This is a genomic window from Streptomyces hirsutus (assembly GCF_001418415.1).
In the GTDB taxonomy this organism is placed as follows: Bacteria; Actinomycetota; Actinomycetes; order Streptomycetales; family Streptomycetaceae; genus Streptomyces; species Streptomyces hirsutus.
Genome location: NZ_LIQT01000422.1, coordinates 1 through 18,187, shown reverse-complemented (window position 1 = coordinate 18,187; position 18,187 = coordinate 1). Strand labels below are relative to the sequence as shown.

Genomic DNA, 18,187 nt, shown 5'->3' with positions numbered 1-18,187 from the left:
CCCCATTCCCCCTTCCGGCAGTGACCGCGCCCATCTGCGCTCACTCATGCACACCAGAACACACTCGTGCTCAGCCAAACTCCAGCAGCTCCCAACCCTCCTGCTGGGCCGGACCGTCCTGGCTACGCCAAGGGCGGCCCCCGTCTCGCCAACGTCCGGGACCGCCCTTGTCTCCCAGCACCTTCGACAGAAGCGGAGCGTCGGCTCAGGCTGCACAGTTGCCCCCACATCGGCTCGCCCCACTCGGGTCAAGGCGAGGCACGTGCGCGTGAGCAATCGACTCCCGGTCCGCCCCGACCGAGGTGACCGGGGTCCTGCAGGTCATCGACCTCCTCACTCGCGCCGCCGACCCACGCTCTCACCGGTCCCGCCCCTGAGCACCAACGGCTTGTCCGGGCGTGCCGGTCTCGGCGGCACCCGAAAGCGGCTGCCACTCTGACGTCGCTGCGGTTCAGGGCCTGTCTTCCGAATCTCGCCGGACGCCCGTTCACAGCGGATGGCCCGGCTCAGGGCCCGGACGAGGCGTCGACCGCCTTCACCCTGCACTCCGAGCACGTGCCGGACTTCCTGGCGAGGAACAGGTGCCGATAGACCATCACCTGGTTCTGAGGGATGCCACAGAGTGTCGCGTTGTCCGCCAAGGCGTGCTCCAGAGTCGGGCCATCGGGCCCCCGACATGCAGCGAAGCGCGTCGGGACAAGCCCGAGCGCGAATCTGAAGGACCGGAGACGATGACCCAGCTGCGACACGGCCACCACCTTCGCACGTGGCCCGATCAACGTGAAGTCATAGAGACAGAAACCAGCTCCACCCCCACAACCGTCGCTCCTCGGCCAGGACTTCGACCAAGATGCTGCGCCGTGCTCGACGGGCAGGGGCGTCGCCCTGGGGAAGCACTCACGTCGAACCTCATCGCCGACACAGACCGGACGTAGGTTCCTCACGGCTGCCGGGTCCACCGCTGGGCGGCGATTCAGGGCGTTTCCTGGCGAACACGTGGGGGGGGCACTGCCGCACGCACCCCCAGATCCGGAACGGCAAATCCCGAAAACACACCTCTCCCCCACTCATCCGTGCACTCCCGGGCGGGCACAGTGTGCGCAGTCCATGGCTCTCTGCCGGCGGGGACTGAATCGGCCGGCATCCGGCAGCTCTGCATGGCCGTCCCCTCACGGCATGTCATCCCCGCGCAGCTCGGCCCACATTCGTTTCCCCCCGCGGACCAGCGTGCTTCCCCAGTCGTGGGCGAGTGCCTCGACAAGGAGAAGGCCGCGCCCGTTCTCGTCGTCCTGGGACGGTTCAGCCGGTGCAGGCCTGATGCGGGTGGTGTCGGTGACGACGATCCGCACCGCCTCTTCGCCGGTCCGGGTGAGGGAGAAGCCGGAAATTGGAAAGCATTCGGTACGCGATCCGCCTCGCCGAGGCGTGAAAGGAGTCCGACGGTGGCTGAAGACCTGTCCGCTGTGGCGCGCTTCCTGTACGAGGCGGGAACGCTGAAGCAGACCAAGCGCACCGGTTGGTGGATGGCCGGCGTACGGGATCCTGAGTCGGTGGCGGAGCACTCGTGGCGCACCGCCCTGCTGGCGACGATCATCGCGAAGCTGGAGGGCGCCGACCCCGCGCAGGCCGCCTGTCTCGCGGTGTGGCACGACTCCCAGGAGACCCGGACCGGGGACGTGAACCACCTCGGCAAGAAGTACGCCGCCCCGGCGGATCCGCAGGCGGTGACCGCGGACCAGGTCGACGGCATGCCCGAGATCGTGGCATCGGCTGTACGTGAACTCGTCGCCGAGTACGAGTCGAAGGAGAGCGCCGAGGCCATCTGTGCCCGGGACGCGGACAAGCTGGAGTGCATGATCCAGGGCATCGAGTACAAGGCCCAGGGGTACGAGACCGCGCAGCGGTGGATCGACAACAGCCGCCGTCGGCTCACCACGAAGTCGGCGCAGGACCTCGCCGACGCGATGCTTGCGACCGGCTCGCTGGACTGGCTGCGCGCGGCACTCGGCGAGAAGCCGAGCTGAGGAAGCGGTACGGGGCGGGGCGTGCGGGGAACCCCAGGAACTGAACTCCCCTTCCGCAGTTCGAGGTTGATCCGGTCGTGAGGGGTGGCGGTCGGCCTCGATCTCCTTTCGGACAACAAAGCGAAACAGTCGCCCCTGCCGTCACTCCTTGTGCGTAGAGTGCTCACTCGCCGAACTTTCTGAACACGTTCAGAAGGCGTGGGGGTCCGGCGGGGGAGGGGAAGCACCCGATGGGCAAGGGGGTCAAGACCGCCGTCATCGGTGGTGTGTTCGCGGCGATGGTGGGTGGGGCCGGGTACGGGGTCTACACCATCGTGTCGGCGGTGAACGGCGACGGGGGCGGCGGCGGTTCGGACGCGGCCGTGACGAAGAAGTCCGGGCCGCCGGACAAGGAGGAGGTCGAGAAGGCGAGCGGGACGTTCTTCGCGGCCTGGGAGAAGGGGGAGGCTGCACGGGCGGCGTCGTACACGAACAACGCCGAGGGCGCCGCCCCGCTGCTGGCGGCCTACGGCGAGGACGCCCGCATAGCCGACGTCGAGATCACGCCCGGGACGCCCGTCGGCACCACCGTGCCGTTCAGCGTGAAGGCGACCGTCTCGTACGACGGGAAGTCCGAACCGCTCGCCTACAAGAGCGAGTTGACCGTCGTGCGCGGGCAGACCACCGGGCGGGCGCTGGTCGACTGGGAGCCGTCGGTCGTCCACCCGGAGCTCAAGGAGGGCGACACCCTGGTCACCGGGGAGACCGCGCAGCCGCCGATCGAGGCCGTGGGCCGGGACGGCACGGTGCTGACGGAGGAGGAGTACCCCTCCCTCGGCCCGATCCTGGACACCCTGCGCGAGAAGTACGGCGGCAAGGCGGGTGGCACCCCCGGCATCGAGCTGACGATCCGGCACGCCGAAGGCTCCGCGGGCGGGGCGGGCGCCGCGGACTCCACGCTGGTGACGCTCGCGAAGGGCAAGCCCGGCAAGCTGCGTACGACGCTCAGCGCGGGCGTGCAGGCCGCCGCCGAGAAGGCGGTGAAGGAGTTCGCCGAGTCGTCGGTGGTGGCCGTGCAGCCGAGCACCGGCGAGGTGCTGGCCGTGGCCAACCATCGCGAGGACGGGTTCGACGCGGCGTTCCAGGGCCGGGTCGCCCCCGGCTCCACCATGAAGATCATCACCGCGGCCATGCTCATCGACAACGGTGTGGTCTCGATGAACGGCCCGGCGCCCTGCCCGCCCACCGCGACCTGGCAGAGCCAGACCTTCAAGAACCTCACCGGCATGGAGCCGAACGAGGGCGCCACCCTCGCCAACAGCTTCCTGCGCTCCTGCAACACCGCCTTCATCAAGCTCATCGACGAGGAACCGCTGACCGACGCCTCGCTCACCCAGGAGGCGCAGGAGCGGTTCGGGCTCGGTCGGGACGACTGGGCGACCGGCGTCGTCTCCTTCGACGGCAGCGTCCCCGCCGTCAGCGGCCCGGACCGCGCGGCGAACGCCATCGGCCAGGGCCAGGTGCAGATGAACCCGCTGAACATGGCGTCGGTGACGGCCACCGCCATCACCGGTACCTTCCGCCAGCCGTACCTCGTCTCCCCGGAGCTCGACGGCCGGCAGCTGGCGCAGGCGAAGGGTCTGCCGGCGGGCACCGCGAGCCAGGTGAAGCAGATGATGCGCCTGACGGCCACCCAGGGCACCGCGGCACAGGCCATGTCCGGTCTCGGCGGCGACATCGGCGCGAAGACCGGCTCCGCCGAGGTCGACGGCAACGCCACTTCCGACAGCTGGTTCACCGGCTTCCGGGGCGACGTCGCGGCGGCGGCCATGACCCAGCAGGGCGGCCACGGCGGCGACGCGGCCGGTCCGATTGTCGCAGCTGTGCTACGAGCGGGCGGCTGACCGCGACGCGCGGAAGGCGGGACTCTAGGCTGGGTCCGTCATTGGCCTGGGCGCATCGACGCCCATCGGCCCGGTATGACCATATGACGGCATGACAGTGCGGCCGGCAGCCCGGCGGACTTTGCGGAGGATCGAACAGCAGTGGGCAACAGAAAGCGCGTCGCCGAGCGACGGAAGACCAACCCCGCCGTGCTCGGCGGAGTGATCGCCGTCGTCGTCGGGGGTGCCGGATTCGGCGCCTACGCGCTGTTCGGGGGCGGGTCCGGAACCGGGGACGGCACCCGGACCTCGGCCACCCAGCAGGCCAAGGCCAAGAGCGGCCCCCTGTCCGCCGCCGAGATCACCGCCGCGGCCGACCGTTTCCTCACCGCCTGGCAGCAGGGCGAGGTGAGCGAGGCCGCCGACGCCACCGACGACCCGGAGGCGGCCACCGCCCTGCTCACCGGCTACGCCAAGGACGCCCGCGTCGAGGACGTCACCCTCACCGCCGGCGCCCGCACCGGCGCCGAGGTCCCGTTCTCCGTCAAGGGCACGGTGGCGTACAAGAAGATCGCCGAGCCCCTGGCGTACGACAGCAAGCTGACCGTCGTACGCCGGGACGGGGACGGCGAACCGCGGGTCGCGTGGCAGCCCACGGTCGTACACCCCGACCTCAAGGACGGCGACAAGCTGGTCGCGGGCGAAACGGACACCCCGCCGATCAAGGCACTGGACCGGGACGGCGGCGAGCTGACCACCGGGACCTACCCGTCCCTGGGTCCGGTCCTCGACGGGCTGCGCGAGAAGTACGGGAAGACGGCGGGCGGCGAGGCCGGCATCGAGCTGCGGGTCGTCCGCGGCAAGGAATCCAAGAAGGCGGAGGCCTCCGACAAGACCGTGCTGGAGCTGAGCAAGGGCATCCCCGGCACGGTGAAGACCACGCTGGACCCGAAGCTCCAGGCGGCGGCCGAGGAGCAGGTGGCCAAGAAGGCCAAGGCGTCGGTGGTGGTGATGCGTGCGTCGACTGGCGAGATCCTCGCCGCCGCGAACTCCTCGCGCGGGTTCAACACCGCGTTCCAGGGATCGCTGGCCCCGGGTTCGACGTTCAAGGTCCTCACGGCCTCGCTGCTGATCGAGAAGGGCCTCGCGTCCATCGACGAGAAGCACCCCTGCCCGAAGTACTCCAGCTACGGCGGCTGGAAGTTCCAGAACCTCGACAAGTTCGAGATCAAGGGCGGTACGTTCCGCGACAGCTTCGGCGCCTCCTGCAACACCGCCTTCATCAGCCAGGCGCCCGAGCTGAAGGACGACGACCTGACCCGGCAGGCCCAGCAGGTCTTCGGGCTCGCGCGCGACGACTGGCAGATCGGGGTCTCGTCCTTCGACGGCTCGGTGCCGGTGCAGAAGGACGCCCCCATGGCCGCCTCCCTGATCGGCCAGGGCGGCGTGCGGATGAACCCGCTGAACATGGCGTCGGTGTCGGCGACGGTCAAGGCGGGCGCGTTCCACCAGCCGTACCTGGTGTCACCGGAGGTGGACGGCCGGAAGCTGGCCACCGCCTCGCGCACCATGTCGGCCGGGACCGTGACGCAGTTGCGGCAGCTCATGTCGTACACGGCGACCAGCGGCACCGCGGCGACGGCGATGGCCGGGGTGAGCGGTGACAAGGGCGCGAAGACCGGATCGGCCGAGGTCGACGGTCAGAAGAAGCCCAACGGCTGGTTCACCGCGTACCGCGGGGACCTCGCAGCGGCGGGCGTCGTACAGGCGGCCGGCCACGGGGGCAAGACGGCGGGCCCGATCGTGGCGAGCCTGCTGAAGCTCGGCGGCTGACCGGCGACTTACCGGTGGCTGATCCGGGGGGCCTCTCCCGGATCAGCGGGGCCGTCCGTCCGTCAGTGCGGGGCCGTCCGTCCGTCAGTGCGGGACCGGTTCGGCGGCTGCCGCGGCCGCGTACGTGCGTCGCAGGAACCGCGTCAGGGCCTTCGTCTCGAACTGCACCACCGACACCCCCTGTGCCGAGTGGAACTCCACGACCGTCTGGACGCGGCCGCACGGCCACACCTGCACGTCACCGCTGCCCACGGGGGTGCGCAGCCCTTGTTCGAGCAGGTCACGGAGCAGGGCCCACTCGCGCGTCGGGGTACCGGTCAGCCTCACCCGCACGGTTCGGGGGTCGCGCTCGGGGTCGTAGCTCAGCCTGACCGGCACCGCTCCTCGGTCCATGGCCTGGGGGGCGTCCGCGTCCGTGACGATCTGGGCGCGTGCGTACTGCTCGACTACGTTCATGAGTGGCCCCTTACGGTGCGCTACCTGTACGAAAGCCGTCTACCCGCCCTCCCTCCAATGTCGCACAGATTTCGGAATCCGACTCTCCGTACAGGAGCGGTCACGGATGCGGGAGTGGAAGCGGGCGCGGTCAAGGACGCACCAAGACGAACTACTCGCTCTTGCGACTGTCTTGCAGGAGCAAGCATCATCGAACAGTGCATGTCCCCGATGGATTCATCAACGCCCCCGTGTCCGCCGCCACCGCGGTGGTCGCCGCCGGTGCCATAGCCGTGAGCCTGCGCGGCGCGCGCCGTGAACTCGGGAGCGAGCGGGCGGCGCCGCTGGCGGGCCTCGTGGCGGCGTTCGTCTTCGCCGTGCAGATGCTGAACTTCCCGGTCGCGGGAGGCACCAGCGGTCATCTGCTCGGCGGTGCGCTCGCCGCGATACTCGTGGGCCCCTACACGGGGGTCCTGTGCGTCTCCGTCGTCCTGCTGATGCAGGCGATCCTCTTCGCCGACGGCGGCCTGACCGCACTCGGCGTGAACATCACCTGTATGGCGATCGTCACGACGGTCGTCGCCTACGTCCTGTTCCGCGGGCTGGTGAAGGTGCTGCCGCGCACCCGCCGCTCGGTGACCGCCGCGTCCTTCGTCGCCGCCCTGGTCTCCGTTCCGGCCTCCGCGATCGCCTTCACACTGATCTACGCGATCGGCGGCACCGCCGACGTCTCGATCGGCAGGGTCGCCACCGCCATGGTGGGCGTGCACCTGCTGATCGGGCTCGGTGAGGCCGTGATCACGGCGCTGACCGTCGGCGCCGTCCTCGCCGTACGCCCGGATCTGGTGTACGGGGCGCGCGGTCTCGAGCAGAGGCTCAAGCTGCGGGTGAACGGCGAGCTGGTCGACGCCCCGGACACCGGACCGGTGCCCGTCCCGGCCGCCGCCCGCTCCCGGCGCACCGTCTGGATCGCCGGGCTGATGACATCACTGGTCCTCGCCGGATTCGTCAGCTTCTACGCCTCCGCCGATCCGGACGGCCTGGAGCGGGTCGCCGCCGACCACGGCATCGCCGAGCGGGCCGAGGAGCACGCGGCCGCCGACTCCCCGCTCGCCGACTACGGCGTCAAGGACGTCGAGGGCGCCCGCCTCTCCGGCGGCCTCGCGGGCGTGATCGGCGTCGGCCTCACCGTCGTCGCGGGCACCGGGGTCTTCTGGGTGGTCCGCCGACGGCGCTCGGGCGAGACGTCCGACGCGGCCCCGCCGGTGAACAAGCCCTCCGACCCCGACACCGACACGGCCCCGCCGGCGAACAAGCACGCCGGCGCCGACACCGACGTCTGACATGGGCAGCGGCCACGTCCACCGGCTGTACCGGCACGCGCACTCCCCCGTGCACGCGCTGCCCCCGCACACCAAGCTCGCCGCGGTCCTCGCCTTCGTGGTGGTCGTGGTGTCCACCCCGCGCGAGGCGATGTGGGCGTTCGGGGCGTACGCGGTGCTGCTCGGCCTCGTCGCGTACGCGGCCCGCGTTCCGGCCGGGTTCCTGCTGGGGCGGCTGCTGATCGAGGTGCCGTTCGTCGCCTTCGCGGTGCTCATGCCGTTCGTCGCGGAGGGCGAGCGGGTCGAGGTCCTCGGCCTGTCGCTGAGCGTCAACGGACTGTGGGGCGCCTGGAACGTGCTGGCCAAGGGCACCCTGGGCGTCGCCGCCTCCGTCCTGCTGGCCGCGACGACCGAGCTGCGCGAGCTGCTCCTCGGCCTGCAGCGCCTGAGGCTGCCGCCGCTGCTGGTGCAGATCGCCTCGTTCATGATCCGATACGGCGACGTGATCACCGACGAGATGCGGCGCATGCGGATCGCCCGCGAGTCCCGCGGTTTCGAGGCGCGGGGCCTGAGGCACTGGGGTGTGCTGGCGAAGTCGGCGGGCGCGCTGTTCATCCGCTCCTACGAGCGCGGCGAGCGGGTGCACCTGGCCATGCTCAGCCGTGGCTATGCCGGTTCGATGCCCGTCATCGACGAAGTGACCGTCTCCCGGGCGCAGTGGTCGTACGCGCTGGCCCTTCCGTCCGCCGCCCTCGTCGTCTGCGTACTGGGATGGGTACTGTGACAGCTTCTCTGGAGGTCTCCGGCCTCGCCTTCGCCTACCCGGACGGCCACCAGGCCCTGTTCGGCGTCGGCTTCTCGATCGCGCGCGGCGAGCGGGTCGCGCTGCTCGGCCCGAACGGCGCCGGCAAGACGACCCTGGTGCTGCACCTCAACGGCATCCTGACCGGCGGCACCGGCACCGTCACCGTCGCCGGACTGCCCGTCGGCAAGCGGTACATGGCCGAGATCCGGCGCCGGGTCGGCATCGTCTTCCAGGACCCGGACGACCAGCTCTTCATGCCGACCGTGCGGGAGGACGTGGCGTTCGGTCCGGCGGCGGCCGGGCTCAGGGGCCAGGAGCTGGAGGAGCGGGTCGACCGGGCGCTGGCCCTGGTCGGCATGGCCGGGTTCAAGGACCGGCCCCCGCACCACCTCTCCTTCGGCCAGCGCCGGCGGGTGGCCGTGGCGACGGTGCTGGCGATGGAGCCGGAGATCCTGGTCCTGGACGAGCCGTCGTCCAACCTGGACCCCGCCTCCCGCCGCGAACTCGCCGACATCCTGCGCTCGCTCGACGTGACCGTCCTGATGGTCACCCACGATCTGCCGTACGCCCTGGAGCTGTGCCCGCGCGCCCTGATCCTCAGCGACGGCGTCATCGCAGCGGACGGCCCGACCGCCGACCTGCTCGCCGACGACGCCCTGATGCGCGCACACCGCCTGGAACTGCCTTTCGGCTTCGACCCACGGTCGGTGGCGGCCACGCCCGACCGTCCGTGACACACGGCCGTCCGCGACTCCCGGCCATCCTTGAAGCCCGGGTGCCCGTGCCTCCCGGCCGTCCGTGACAATGGGCGCGTGACCAACGAGGAGACCGAGGGCTCGCTGCTGCTGGACGAACAGTTGTGCTTCGCGCTGTACGCCGCCCAGCGCGCGGTGACAGCCGCGTACCGCCCGCTCCTCGACGAGCTGGGCCTGACGTATCCGCAGTATCTGGTGCTGCTGGTGCTGTGGGAGCGGGGTGAGACGACGGTCAAGGAGCTGGCGTCGGCCCTGCGTCTCGACTACGGCACGATGTCACCCCTGCTGAAACGGCTGGAGGGCGCGGGTCTGGTCCGCCGAGAGCGGGCGGCGCACGACGAGCGCTCGGTGCTGATCGCGTGCACCGGACGCGCGGAGGAACTGCGGGAGCGCGCGGCCCGGGTGCCCGGCACGTTGCTCGCGGCGACCGGGCTCAAGGGTGCCGAGGTCGTGAGACTGCGTGAGGAGCTGCGGCAACTGGCCCGGCGGGCGGAGGCGGCAGCGGAGCGGTCCCGCTGACCACGGGTTACCCACAGTAACTCCCCCCTGACGGCAGCGACTTACTACCGGCCAGTACCTTGTGCACGATGTATTTGCGCACACCTGATCCGGGGAAGGCAAGCCATGACTGACGACACCGCTGTCGCCACCGACACCCGCCCGACGAAGATCATGTACGTCGCCGAGGCCACCGCGCACGGCGGCCGGGACGGCTATGTCACCAGCCAGGACGGCCACCTCGAGCTGAAGGTCGCGATGCCCCCCGTGCTGGGCGGCGACGGCAACGGCACCAACCCGGAACAGCTGTTCGCGGCCGGTTTCAGCTCCTGCTTCCACAACGCGCTCATCCTCGTGGGCAACCGCGCCGGCTACGACCTCACCGGCTCCGCGGTCACCGCGAAGGTCGGCATCGGCCCCAACAAGCAGCGCGGCTACGGCCTCGCGGCCGCCCTGAGCGTCTCCCTCCCGGTCCTCGACCCCGACCTCGCGACCAAGCTGGTGGACGCGGCCCACCAGGTCTGCCCGTACTCCAACGCCACGCGCGGCAACATCGACGTAACGATCGTGCTCGGCTAGCACGGCCCAGGAATCGCAGGCGGACGGCGGCGGTTGCACCCACTGTCGCAGGCGCGTGGAAGGGACCGACGGACGTGGGCGTGGATGTGCACGGCACAGTGGCCGAGGGCTTCGAACCGGTCCGGGGAGCGTTCGTCCGGAACTTCGAGACGCTCGGGGAGCGGGGCGCGGCCGTCACCGTGTACCGGGACGGGCAGCGGGTCGTCGACCTGTGGGCCGGCACGAAGGACGTCGACGGCGGTACCGACGGCGAGGCCGACGGCGACGGCACCGCTCCGTGGCAGCGGGGCACGGCCCAGGTCGTGCGCTCGGCAACGAAGGGCGTCGCCGCCGCCGTACCCCTGCTGCTCCACCAGTACGGCGAGCTGGACCTGGACGCGCCCGTCGGCCACTACTGGCCCGAGTTCAAGGCCCGGGGCAAGGAAGGGGTCCTGGTCCGGCACCTACTGAACCACCGGGCCGGGCTCCCTCTCCTCGACCGCCCGCTCACCCCTCGGGAAGCGCTCGACCCGCTGCGGGGCGCCGAGGCCGTCGCCGCCCAGGCGCCCGTGTGGGAGCCGGGCACGGACCACGGCTACCACGCCCTCACCTACGGCTGGCTGCTGGACGAGCTGGTACGGCGGGTGTCGGGCCGGGGCGCCGGTGAGTGGATCGCGGAACGGATCGCCGCTCCCCTGGGGCTGGACTTCTGGCTGGGCCTGCCGGACGCGGAGGCCGGCCGGGTGGGCAGGGTCGGCCCGGTCGAGGGGCCCGAGCCGTCCGGCGCGCTGCGCGCCCGGCCCAAGCGTTCGGTCACCGAGGCCTACGACGACCCCGCCTCCGTCACCCGCCGGGCCTTCGCCGCGATCGACCCGTTCCCCGACCACAACGACCCGGAGTTCCGCGCGGTGCCGCACCCCGCGGCCAACGGCATCGCGACGGCGGACGGGCTGGCCCGCTTCTACGCCTCGCTCATCGGGCAGGTCGACGGCGTACGCCTCTTCGACCCGGCCACCGTCGCACGCGCCCGCGCCGAGGAGTCGGCGGGCCCGGACCGCGTCCTGGTCGTCGGCACCCGTTTCGGCCTCGGCTACATGCTGCACGGCGGCGCGTCGCCCTTCCTGGCCCCGGGCTCCTTCGGCCACCCCGGCCGCGGCGGCTCCCTCGGCTTCGCCGACCCGGAGACGGGCATCGCCTTCGGCTACGTCACCAACGGCTTCCGCAGGACCGTGACGGCGGACCCGAGAGCCCAGGCACTGGTACGGGCGGTGCGCTCCGTCGTCCTCGGCTAGCCGGGCCGTCGCTCATACGCCGGCTCGTACGCCGTCATTCGTATGTCGTCGCTCAGACGTGGATCGGGTGCGAGGTGCGGCCCGACGCCGCGTCGATCTCGTCGTGCGCTTTGGTCAGCAGCTGCATCGCGAGTTCGTTGAGCGCCCTGGCCGCGGCGACCTCCTCCCCGACCCTGGGCTGGTTCTCGTCCACCCGGTGCCGGCTCGCGTGCCCGTGGCCCCGCACCTCGGTCCCGTCGGGCAGGCGCACCAGCGCCGCCGCCCGCGTGTGCTGGCCGTCCTCCATGAACTCCATCTCGACGTGCCACCCCACGGTGGTGCGCATGGTGTGCGTCATGACAGTCACCTCCGGAAACATGCTCCCTGGTTCCAGGGTGCGCCCCGCACCGGCCGGGCGCACCTGCCCGGCGCGCGACGCGCTCCTGGGACGAGCGGTCCATTCCCACGTGCGGACGTCGGAGCAGCCCGCCCGGCCTACCCCGCGCGCAGCATCAGCCCGATCCCGACGACCAGCAGCCCGGCCGCGGCGATGCGCGGGGCGCCGAAGCGCTCCTTGAAGAACAGGGCCCCGATCGCCGCACCGACGATGATCGATGTCATACCCGGCTCATACAGTGATTGGCATGACCCGGCCCAAGTTAGCCAGGGCCACCGTCACACCAGGCGAGCCCGCAGCGATCTACTGCCGCATCTCCCACACCAGGGACGAGGACCAGACCGGCGTCGACCGACAGGAACGCATCTGCCGGGACATCGCCGAACGCCTCCAGCTCCGCGTCGAGCCGACGCACATCTACGTCGACAACAACCGCTCGGCCTGGCAGCGCGACCGCAAGCGCCCCGGATGGGAAGCAATGCTGAAGGCGATGGGGGCCGGAGAAATCCGGCACGTCATCGTCTACCACCCCGACCGTCTCATGCGGCAGCCCAAGGACCTCGAAGAGCTGCTCTCCATCGCCGACGACAAACGCGTCCTGCTGCACGGCGAGGCGAACCGCCGCGATCTCTCGGACCCCGACGACCGCTTCATCCTCCGCATCGAGGTCGCCCACGCGTGCCGGTCTTCCGACGACACGTCCCGCCGCCTCAAGGACGCCCTGAAGGACCACGCCCGCGAAGGCCGGCCCCACGTGGGCAACCGACCGTACGGCTACACCCGAGACGGCCGCGCGATCGTCGAGGAGGAGGCGGAGATCGTCCGCGAGGTGTACCGCCGCTATCTGGACGGAGAGTCGCCGCACGCCATAGCTCAAGATCTCGTCGCCCGGGACATCCCCACGTCGAAGGGCAAGGCGTGGAACCCCGAGAACGTTCGGCATCTGCTGTCGTCCCACTTCGTGGCCGGGCTGCGGTTCCACCTGGGCGAGGAAGTGGCCGTCGGGACATGGCCCGCCATCATCGACCGCGGGCAGTGGGACGAGGTCCAGCGGCTCCGGGAGTACCGCGCCCAACAGCACCAGGACACGAAGAAGCGCCCCATTCGGAACTACCTCCTGCGCGGAGTCGCCACCTGCACATGCGGCGCCCGCATGGGCGGCACGAACAGCGGCCGGTACGCCTACTACCGATGCATGCGCGCCGACAACACCGACCAGCAGAAGTGCAACCGGTCCATCTCAGCCGAGCCACTGGAAGCCTTCGTACGGGACGTGGCGATCAAGGTCCTGACCAAGCTGGACACCGCCGGCTACGAGCCCGCCACGACCACGCGCCCCGAGGCCGACGTCATCGCGGACGAGAAGGACCGCGAGAAGTTGCGGGAGCTGAAGGAGCTGTGGCTCAACGACGACGACTTCACGACCGCCGACTTTCAAGCCATGCGCACGCCGATCGTCAAGCGGATGAAAGAGCGGCAGCGGAAGACCGTCAAGCGGCCTGTCGCCGTCTTGGAGGGAATCGCCGGACCGGACGCCGAGGCCAACTGGGAGAGGCTGGAGAAGGCGGAGGACTATGCACGCATGAACGCGATCTACCGGTTCCTGTTCGCCGCCGTGTTTGTCCGCCCGCCGACGAGGAAGGGCAGGGGGCTCGACACCGACCGGGTGGACATCAAGCCGAACCCGCTGGACTGATGAGCATGGACGGCAGCAGGCACATCGCTCTTGCGACGAGCAGCCTGGACGCTACGATTCCCCTGCGTATCACCATAGAACTCATAACACGATCTTGCTGGCGTGCCGCGGCTGGTCGGGGGCGTTGTTGCGTAGGTTGCCGGTGCCGAGGTCGTTCACGGGCTACGCCGGAGTCATGCCGGGATGAAGCTCGGCCACCAGGGTGGGACGTTGCCCGGGCACAATGGGGCGGGGTAGGAGTCCGGCATGCCGAGCCAGGTGACAAGGAACCAGGTGAACCACAGGGTGAAGATGAGCCCTGCAGTCAGGGCTGTCCTGCGGTGACGTCTTCCGAGGGTGCTGTGCAGGATCACCCACGGAACCGCAGCGGCGATCCATATGAGAGGCGCAAGAAACAACAAGGTCATGCCATTGGTTACGCCGTTGCCGATGTCACAAGCAGCCCATGCACTCCCTATGGCAGGAGTGGATACCACCGCGGTCAGCCCACCGAAGAGGACACCAAGGCCAGTTCCTCTGAACCAGCGGCTCGGAGGAGTCGACGGCACGGCTCCCATGATCGTCTCCCCCGCCTCGCCGTAGATGCGGAGGGTACCAACGTTCTGAAGCAGCCCGCTGGGGCCCTGGCCTGCTCTGACACCGGTCAGTCGTTTCTGGGTCTCCGAAGCCGTCGCCAGCAGATGAGACTGCAGGCCAGGGAGATGAAGGCGTCGTGGAGTTCGGTGCGGCGTTCCCAGCGGACGGCGAGGCGTTTGAAGTGGTGGAGCAGGGCGAAGGTCTGCTCGACGACGTAGCGGAGCTTGCCCAGGCCCTTAACGTTCGGTGATCCCTTGCGGGAGATGACGGGCAGGATCCGTCGGCGACGCAATTCGGCGCGGTGGGCGTTGGAGTCGTAGCCCTTGTCGCCGAGCAGGGCTTCGGGCCTGCGGCGGGGCCGACCGGGGCGGCCGGCGACGGGCGGGATGCCGTCGACCAGGGCGAGGGTCTGGGTGACGTCGTTGACGTTGGCCGCGGTCGTGATGACCTTGAGAGGGGTGCCGCGGCCGTCGCAGATCAGGTGGTGTTTGCTGCCCGTTTTCCGCCGGTCGACCGGCGACGGACCGGTGTCGGCGCCCCCTTTTTCGCGCGGATGTGAGAGCCGTCCACGCACGCACGTGACCAGTCGAGTTCGCCGGCCGCGTTCAGATTTGCGAGCAGGACCCGGTGCAGCCGGTCGAAGACTCCTGCTTTCTGCCAGCGGTCCAGGCGGCGCCAGCAGGTCTGTCCCGAGCCGAACCCCAGCTCCAGGGGCAGGAGTTGCCAGGCTATGTCGTTGTAGAGGACGAACAGGACGCCCTGGAGGCAGAGCCGATCCGCCACCGGTCGTGGCCCCGGGGACCGCTCCGGCCAGGGCGGCAGCAGCGGCTCGATCATCGCCCACAGCTCATCGTCCACGATCCACGGTCGAGTACCCATACCCCGCGAACGGCCGAATCCTCACACCGGTTACGCCCCACCAGCACGCTGCAACAAGATCGTGTTACGAGCTCTAAGCGGGCTCAAAAGGCCCACGCCTTAGCTATTACTCGACGTCCAGCCCCCTGACCAGCCAAGTTATTACTGCATGAGCAGGACTTGACCGAGGATTCCCGCAAGGCCGCGACGGGAGCCAGCTCGGCCCGGGTCTGGGCCCACAGGACGAGTGCGTACGCGGTGACCGACAGTGCGGCGCCGAGCAGTCCGAGGCCGGCGTGCGGCCGGAGCAGGGCGCCCGCCCGCCGCCGCCAGCGCCAGAGGGCGTAGGCCGGGATCACCGTGCCCTGGATCGCCATCAGCCAGGCGATGTAGCCGAGGGGGGAACCGGAGGCGCGGACGCCGAGGCCGTCGACGACCGTGTACGCCGCGATGGTCAGTCCGGTCGCCAGCGCCGCTCCGATGGCCGCCCAGTCGGGCCGGTGCCCGCGCAGCCCCCACAGGGCGACGCCGGTCAGGCCCGCGCAGGACAGGGCGATCCCGGCGGCGGCCCAGCCGTCCGGCACCTCGTGCGCGAAGACGGCGGCGAGGACGGTGACGACCAGGGGCGCGCTCCCCCGGGCGATGGGGTACGCCTGGCCGAAGTCGCCCAGCCGGAAGGACTTCATCAGCAGCGCGTAGTACGCGATGTGAATGGCGGCCGAGCAGGACAGGTACGGCCACGCCCCGGCCGCCGGGAACGGCACGAACGGCACCATGGCCAGCCCGATCAGCAGCCCGCCGCCCGAGATCAGCGCGAACCCGACCAGCTTGTCGGTGATCCTGTGCGCGATGGCGTTCCAGCCGGCGTGGGTGACCGCGGCGAGCAGGACGGCCGCGGTGACCAGCGGGGTCACTCGGAGCGCTCGCGCACGTCCGCCAGGATGCCGCCGGCGTGGGCGATCAGTGTCTTGGGTTCCATCGGGAAGACGGTGTACGGGGTGCCGGCCGCCGCCCACACGAGCTCGTGGTCGAGGAGGGAGCGGTCGGCGAGGACACGGGTCGTGGTGCGGTGCCCGAAGGGCGGTACGCCGCCGATCGCGTACCCGGTGGTCTCCCGTACGACGTCGGCCTTCGCGCGGGTGACCTTCTGCGCGCCGAGTTCCTGCCGGACCCGTTCCAGGTCCACCCGGGAAGCGCCGTCCATGAGCACCAGCACCGGTACACCTCCCCCAAGCCCTCGACTCCCCTCGAGCAGGGGGGACCCCCATGCCGCGAAGATCAGCGACTTGCAGATCTGGCTGAGCTCGCAGCCGATCGCGGCGGCGGCCTCGGGGGCGGTACGGGCAGCGTCGGGGAAGCGCCGGACCTGCCCGATCACCTCCGCGAGCCCCATCTCCCGCAGGGCCTCGGCGAATCGGGGGTGGGCCGCGGAGCCCTCGTTGTCAGTGGCGGCTGTCGTCATGCGGGGCACGCTAGCGGTCGCCGCAGGGGGCGGGCGACCGAGTTGTCCCCGTCGGCGGGCACGTCGGGCGCACGGGGAAGCCGGTGAGGGCTCCCCGTCCCCACGGGGCCCTCACCGGCTGGTTCTGCGGTGTGGTGCGGCTGTCTGTCAGACGCGGGCCAGGTCCCGGTCGTCCGGGCTGCCGCCCTTCTCGCCGGCGTCGGCGTCGCCCTCGGTGCGCAGGCCCTCGCCCTCGACGTCCACGTTGGGCAGGGCGCGGTCCAGCCACTTCGGGAGCCACCAGGCCTTCTTGCCCAGCAGAGCCAGTACCGCCGGCACGATCGCCATGCGGACGACGAACGCGTCGAAGAAGACGGCGATGGCGAGACCGAAGCCGATCATCTTGACCATCGACTCGCTGGAGCCGATGAAGCCGGCGAAGACCGCCATCATGATCACCGCGGCCGCGCTCACCACCCGGGCGCCGTGCCGGAAGCCGGTCACCACGGCCTCGTCCGGCTTCTCGCCGTGGACGTAGGCCTCCCGCATCCGGGTCACGAGGAACACCTCGTAGTCCATGGCCAGTCCGAAGACCACGCCGACCATGAAGATCGGCATCATCGACATGACCGGGCCGGTCTCCTCCACACCCATGAGGCCGGACAGCCAGCCCCACTGGAAGACCGCGACCACGGCGCCCAGCGCGGCCATCACCGACAGGAGGAATCCGAGGGCCGCCTTGAGCGGGACCAGGATCGACCGGAAGACCACGATCAGCAGCAGGAACGCCAGCCCGACGACCAGGGTCAGGTACGGGACGAGCGCGTCGTTGAGCTTCTGCGACACGTCGATGTTCATCGCCGTGGCACCGGTGACCAGGACGTCCGCGCCGGTGTCGGCCTTGACGCCCGTGCCGGCGTCCCGGATGTCGTGCACCAGGTCCTCGGTCGCCACGGACGAGGGCTTGGAGTCCGGGACGACGGTGATCGTCGCCGTGTCACCGGCCTTGTTGGGTGCCGCCGGGCTCACCGAGACGACGTCGTCGAGTGCCTTGATGTCGTCGCCGGTCTGCCGGAAGACGGCGTCCGGGTCGTCGCTGTTCTTGGCGTCGACCACGACGACGAGCGGGCCGTTGAATCCGGGGCCGAAGCCTTCGGAGAGCAGGTCGTAGGCGCGGCGCTGGGTGGTGGACGTCGGCTGTGAGCCGTCGTCGGGCAGGCCCAGTTCCAGGGAGGACGCCGGGATGGCCGCCGCGCCGAGGCCGACGACGCCGAGCAGGAGAACGGCCACGGGGCGCCGTACGACGAAGCGCGCCCAGCGGGTGCCCATGTTCGGGCGCTGCGCCTTCTCCTTCGCCGTCTCGTTCCCCTTCTCCTCGTCCTCGCGGGCCTCGCGCCCGCGCCGCTTGCCCTTCTCGCCCGCCGCGCGGACCCTGCGGCCCGCGTACCCGAGCAGCGCCGGGACCATGGTGAGGGCGATCAGGACGGCGATGGCGACCGTGACGGCGGCGGCGATGCCCATCTTGGTGAGCATCGGGATGTTGACGACCGACAGGCCGACGAGGGCGATGACGACCGTGAGACCGGCGAAGACGACGGCGGAGCCCGCGGTGCCGACGGCGCGTCCCGCCGCGTCCTCGCGTTCCCGGCCCTCGGCCAGTTCGGCGCGGTAGCGGGAGACGATGAACAGCGCGTAGTCGATGCCGACGGCGAGGCCGATCATCGTGGCCAGGATGGACGTGGTGGAGCCGAGTTCGAGCGTCGAGGCCAGCGCGGTGATGCCCGCGACGCCGATGCCGACGCCGATGAGCGCGGTGAGCAGGGGCAGACCGGCCGCGACCAGCGAGCCGAAGGTGA

Annotated in this window: 17 protein-coding genes and 1 pseudogene; 10 read left to right on the top strand and 8 right to left on the bottom strand. The window is 70.5% G+C overall.

Annotated features, from left to right (window positions below):
* Positions 1–1,169 precede the first annotated feature (1,169 nt).
* On the bottom strand, positions 1,170–1,349 hold the full coding sequence (locus AOK11_RS44110) for an ATP-binding protein (RefSeq protein ID WP_206188949.1): 180 nt from the start codon (positions 1,347–1,349) through the stop codon (positions 1,170–1,172).
* 93 nt (positions 1,350–1,442) lie between these two features.
* Between AOK11_RS44110 and AOK11_RS28840 the strand changes: the two genes are divergently transcribed.
* From AOK11_RS28840 to AOK11_RS28830, 3 genes are all read left to right on the top strand, one after another.
* The gene (locus tag AOK11_RS28840) at positions 1,443–2,024 is read left to right on the top strand and encodes an HD domain-containing protein (protein WP_055596657.1); all 582 of its coding nucleotides are present in this window, start codon (positions 1,443–1,445) and stop codon (positions 2,022–2,024) included.
* Positions 2,025–2,254: 230 nt separating this feature from the next.
* Entirely contained in the window at positions 2,255–3,907 is a 1,653-nt protein-coding gene (locus tag AOK11_RS28835) for a penicillin-binding transpeptidase domain-containing protein (RefSeq protein ID WP_055596656.1), read from the top strand.
* A 141-nt stretch (positions 3,908–4,048) separates the two neighbouring features.
* A complete protein-coding gene (locus AOK11_RS28830) occupies positions 4,049–5,719 on the top strand; it encodes a penicillin-binding transpeptidase domain-containing protein (RefSeq protein ID WP_055596655.1) in 1,671 nt (556 codons plus the stop codon).
* Between the two features lie 84 nt (positions 5,720–5,803).
* On the opposite strand, the gene AOK11_RS28825 is transcribed toward AOK11_RS28830, so the two are convergent.
* A complete protein-coding gene (locus tag AOK11_RS28825) occupies positions 5,804–6,175 on the bottom strand; it encodes an SsgA family sporulation/cell division regulator (RefSeq protein ID WP_055596654.1) in 372 nt (123 codons plus the stop codon).
* Positions 6,176–6,372: 197 nt separating this feature from the next.
* Here AOK11_RS28825 and AOK11_RS28820 point away from each other — a divergent pair, with 197 nt between their 5' ends.
* The 6 genes from AOK11_RS28820 (at position 6,373) to AOK11_RS28795 (ending at position 11,384) form a co-directional block, all read left to right on the top strand.
* A complete protein-coding gene (locus AOK11_RS28820; protein ID WP_079035148.1) occupies positions 6,373–7,497 on the top strand; it encodes an energy-coupling factor ABC transporter permease in 1,125 nt (374 codons plus the stop codon).
* A 1-nt stretch (position 7,498) separates the two neighbouring features.
* The gene (cbiQ, locus tag AOK11_RS28815) at positions 7,499–8,260 is read left to right on the top strand and encodes a cobalt ECF transporter T component CbiQ (RefSeq protein WP_055596653.1); all 762 of its coding nucleotides are present in this window, start codon (positions 7,499–7,501) and stop codon (positions 8,258–8,260) included.
* Positions 8,248–9,015 (top strand): energy-coupling factor ABC transporter ATP-binding protein, encoded by a 768-nt coding sequence (locus AOK11_RS28810; RefSeq protein WP_055596652.1) that lies wholly within the window; start codon positions 8,248–8,250, stop codon positions 9,013–9,015. The genes cbiQ and AOK11_RS28810 overlap by 13 nt, the downstream gene beginning before the upstream one ends.
* Positions 9,016–9,093: 78 nt before the next feature.
* The gene (locus AOK11_RS28805; RefSeq protein ID WP_055596651.1) at positions 9,094–9,555 is read left to right on the top strand and encodes a MarR family winged helix-turn-helix transcriptional regulator; all 462 of its coding nucleotides are present in this window, start codon (positions 9,094–9,096) and stop codon (positions 9,553–9,555) included.
* Positions 9,556–9,660: 105 nt separating this feature from the next.
* Positions 9,661–10,113 (top strand): organic hydroperoxide resistance protein, encoded by a 453-nt coding sequence (locus tag AOK11_RS28800; protein ID WP_055596650.1) that lies wholly within the window; start codon positions 9,661–9,663, stop codon positions 10,111–10,113.
* An 80-nt stretch (positions 10,114–10,193) separates the two neighbouring features.
* Positions 10,194–11,384 (top strand): serine hydrolase domain-containing protein, encoded by a 1,191-nt coding sequence (locus AOK11_RS28795; RefSeq protein ID WP_055596660.1) that lies wholly within the window; start codon positions 10,194–10,196, stop codon positions 11,382–11,384.
* 52 nt (positions 11,385–11,436) lie between these two features.
* On the opposite strand, the gene AOK11_RS28790 is transcribed toward AOK11_RS28795, so the two are convergent.
* Entirely contained in the window at positions 11,437–11,721 is a 285-nt protein-coding gene (locus AOK11_RS28790) for a DUF1876 domain-containing protein (protein WP_055596649.1), read from the bottom strand.
* 137 nt (positions 11,722–11,858) lie between these two features.
* A pseudogene (locus tag AOK11_RS42225) lies at positions 11,859–11,981 on the bottom strand (EamA family transporter); the annotation flags it as partial.
* Between the two features lie 26 nt (positions 11,982–12,007).
* On the opposite strand from AOK11_RS42225, the gene AOK11_RS28785 reads away from it, so the two are divergent.
* Entirely contained in the window at positions 12,008–13,456 is a 1,449-nt protein-coding gene (locus AOK11_RS28785) for a recombinase family protein (RefSeq protein WP_055596648.1), read from the top strand.
* Positions 13,457–14,099: 643 nt separating this feature from the next.
* Here the strand turns inward: AOK11_RS28785 and AOK11_RS40745 are convergent.
* The 4 genes from AOK11_RS40745 to AOK11_RS28765 form a co-directional block, all read right to left on the bottom strand.
* A protein-coding gene (locus tag AOK11_RS40745; RefSeq protein ID WP_420903027.1) for an IS5 family transposase occupies positions 14,100–14,911 on the bottom strand; the annotation gives its coding sequence in 2 pieces (ribosomal slippage) (positions 14,100–14,576 and positions 14,579–14,911; 810 coding nt in all).
* Between the two features lie 83 nt (positions 14,912–14,994).
* Positions 14,995–15,804, bottom strand: coding sequence for an EamA family transporter (locus AOK11_RS28775; RefSeq protein WP_055596647.1), 810 nt, complete (start codon positions 15,802–15,804; stop codon positions 14,995–14,997).
* Entirely contained in the window at positions 15,801–16,352 is a 552-nt protein-coding gene (locus AOK11_RS28770; RefSeq protein WP_055596646.1) for a YbaK/EbsC family protein, read from the bottom strand. The genes AOK11_RS28775 and AOK11_RS28770 overlap by 4 nt, the downstream gene beginning before the upstream one ends.
* Positions 16,353–16,499: 147 nt before the next feature.
* Positions 16,500–18,187 (bottom strand): MMPL family transporter (locus AOK11_RS28765; RefSeq protein WP_055596645.1); only part of this gene is annotated, 1,688 nt, incomplete at its 5' end.

What these genes read in the sequence shown, in the direction of transcription:
- AOK11_RS28785 (WP_055596648.1), top strand. Translation starts at nt 12,008, where the DNA reads ATGACCCGGCCCAAGTTAGCCAGGGCCACCGTCACACCAGGCGAGCCC.
- AOK11_RS28800 (WP_055596650.1), top strand. Translation starts at nt 9,661, where the DNA reads ATGACTGACGACACCGCTGTCGCCACCGACACCCGCCCGACGAAGATC.
- cbiQ (WP_055596653.1), top strand. Translation starts at nt 7,499, where the DNA reads ATGGGCAGCGGCCACGTCCACCGGCTGTACCGGCACGCGCACTCCCCC.
- AOK11_RS28790 (WP_055596649.1), bottom strand. Translation starts at nt 11,721, where the DNA reads ATGACGCACACCATGCGCACCACCGTGGGGTGGCACGTCGAGATGGAG.
- AOK11_RS28810 (WP_055596652.1), top strand. Translation starts at nt 8,248, where the DNA reads ATGGGTACTGTGACAGCTTCTCTGGAGGTCTCCGGCCTCGCCTTCGCC.
- AOK11_RS28835 (WP_055596656.1), top strand. Translation starts at nt 2,255, where the DNA reads ATGGGCAAGGGGGTCAAGACCGCCGTCATCGGTGGTGTGTTCGCGGCG.
- AOK11_RS28825 (WP_055596654.1), bottom strand. Translation starts at nt 6,175, where the DNA reads ATGAACGTAGTCGAGCAGTACGCACGCGCCCAGATCGTCACGGACGCG.
- AOK11_RS28770 (WP_055596646.1), bottom strand. Translation starts at nt 16,352, where the DNA reads ATGACGACAGCCGCCACTGACAACGAGGGCTCCGCGGCCCACCCCCGA.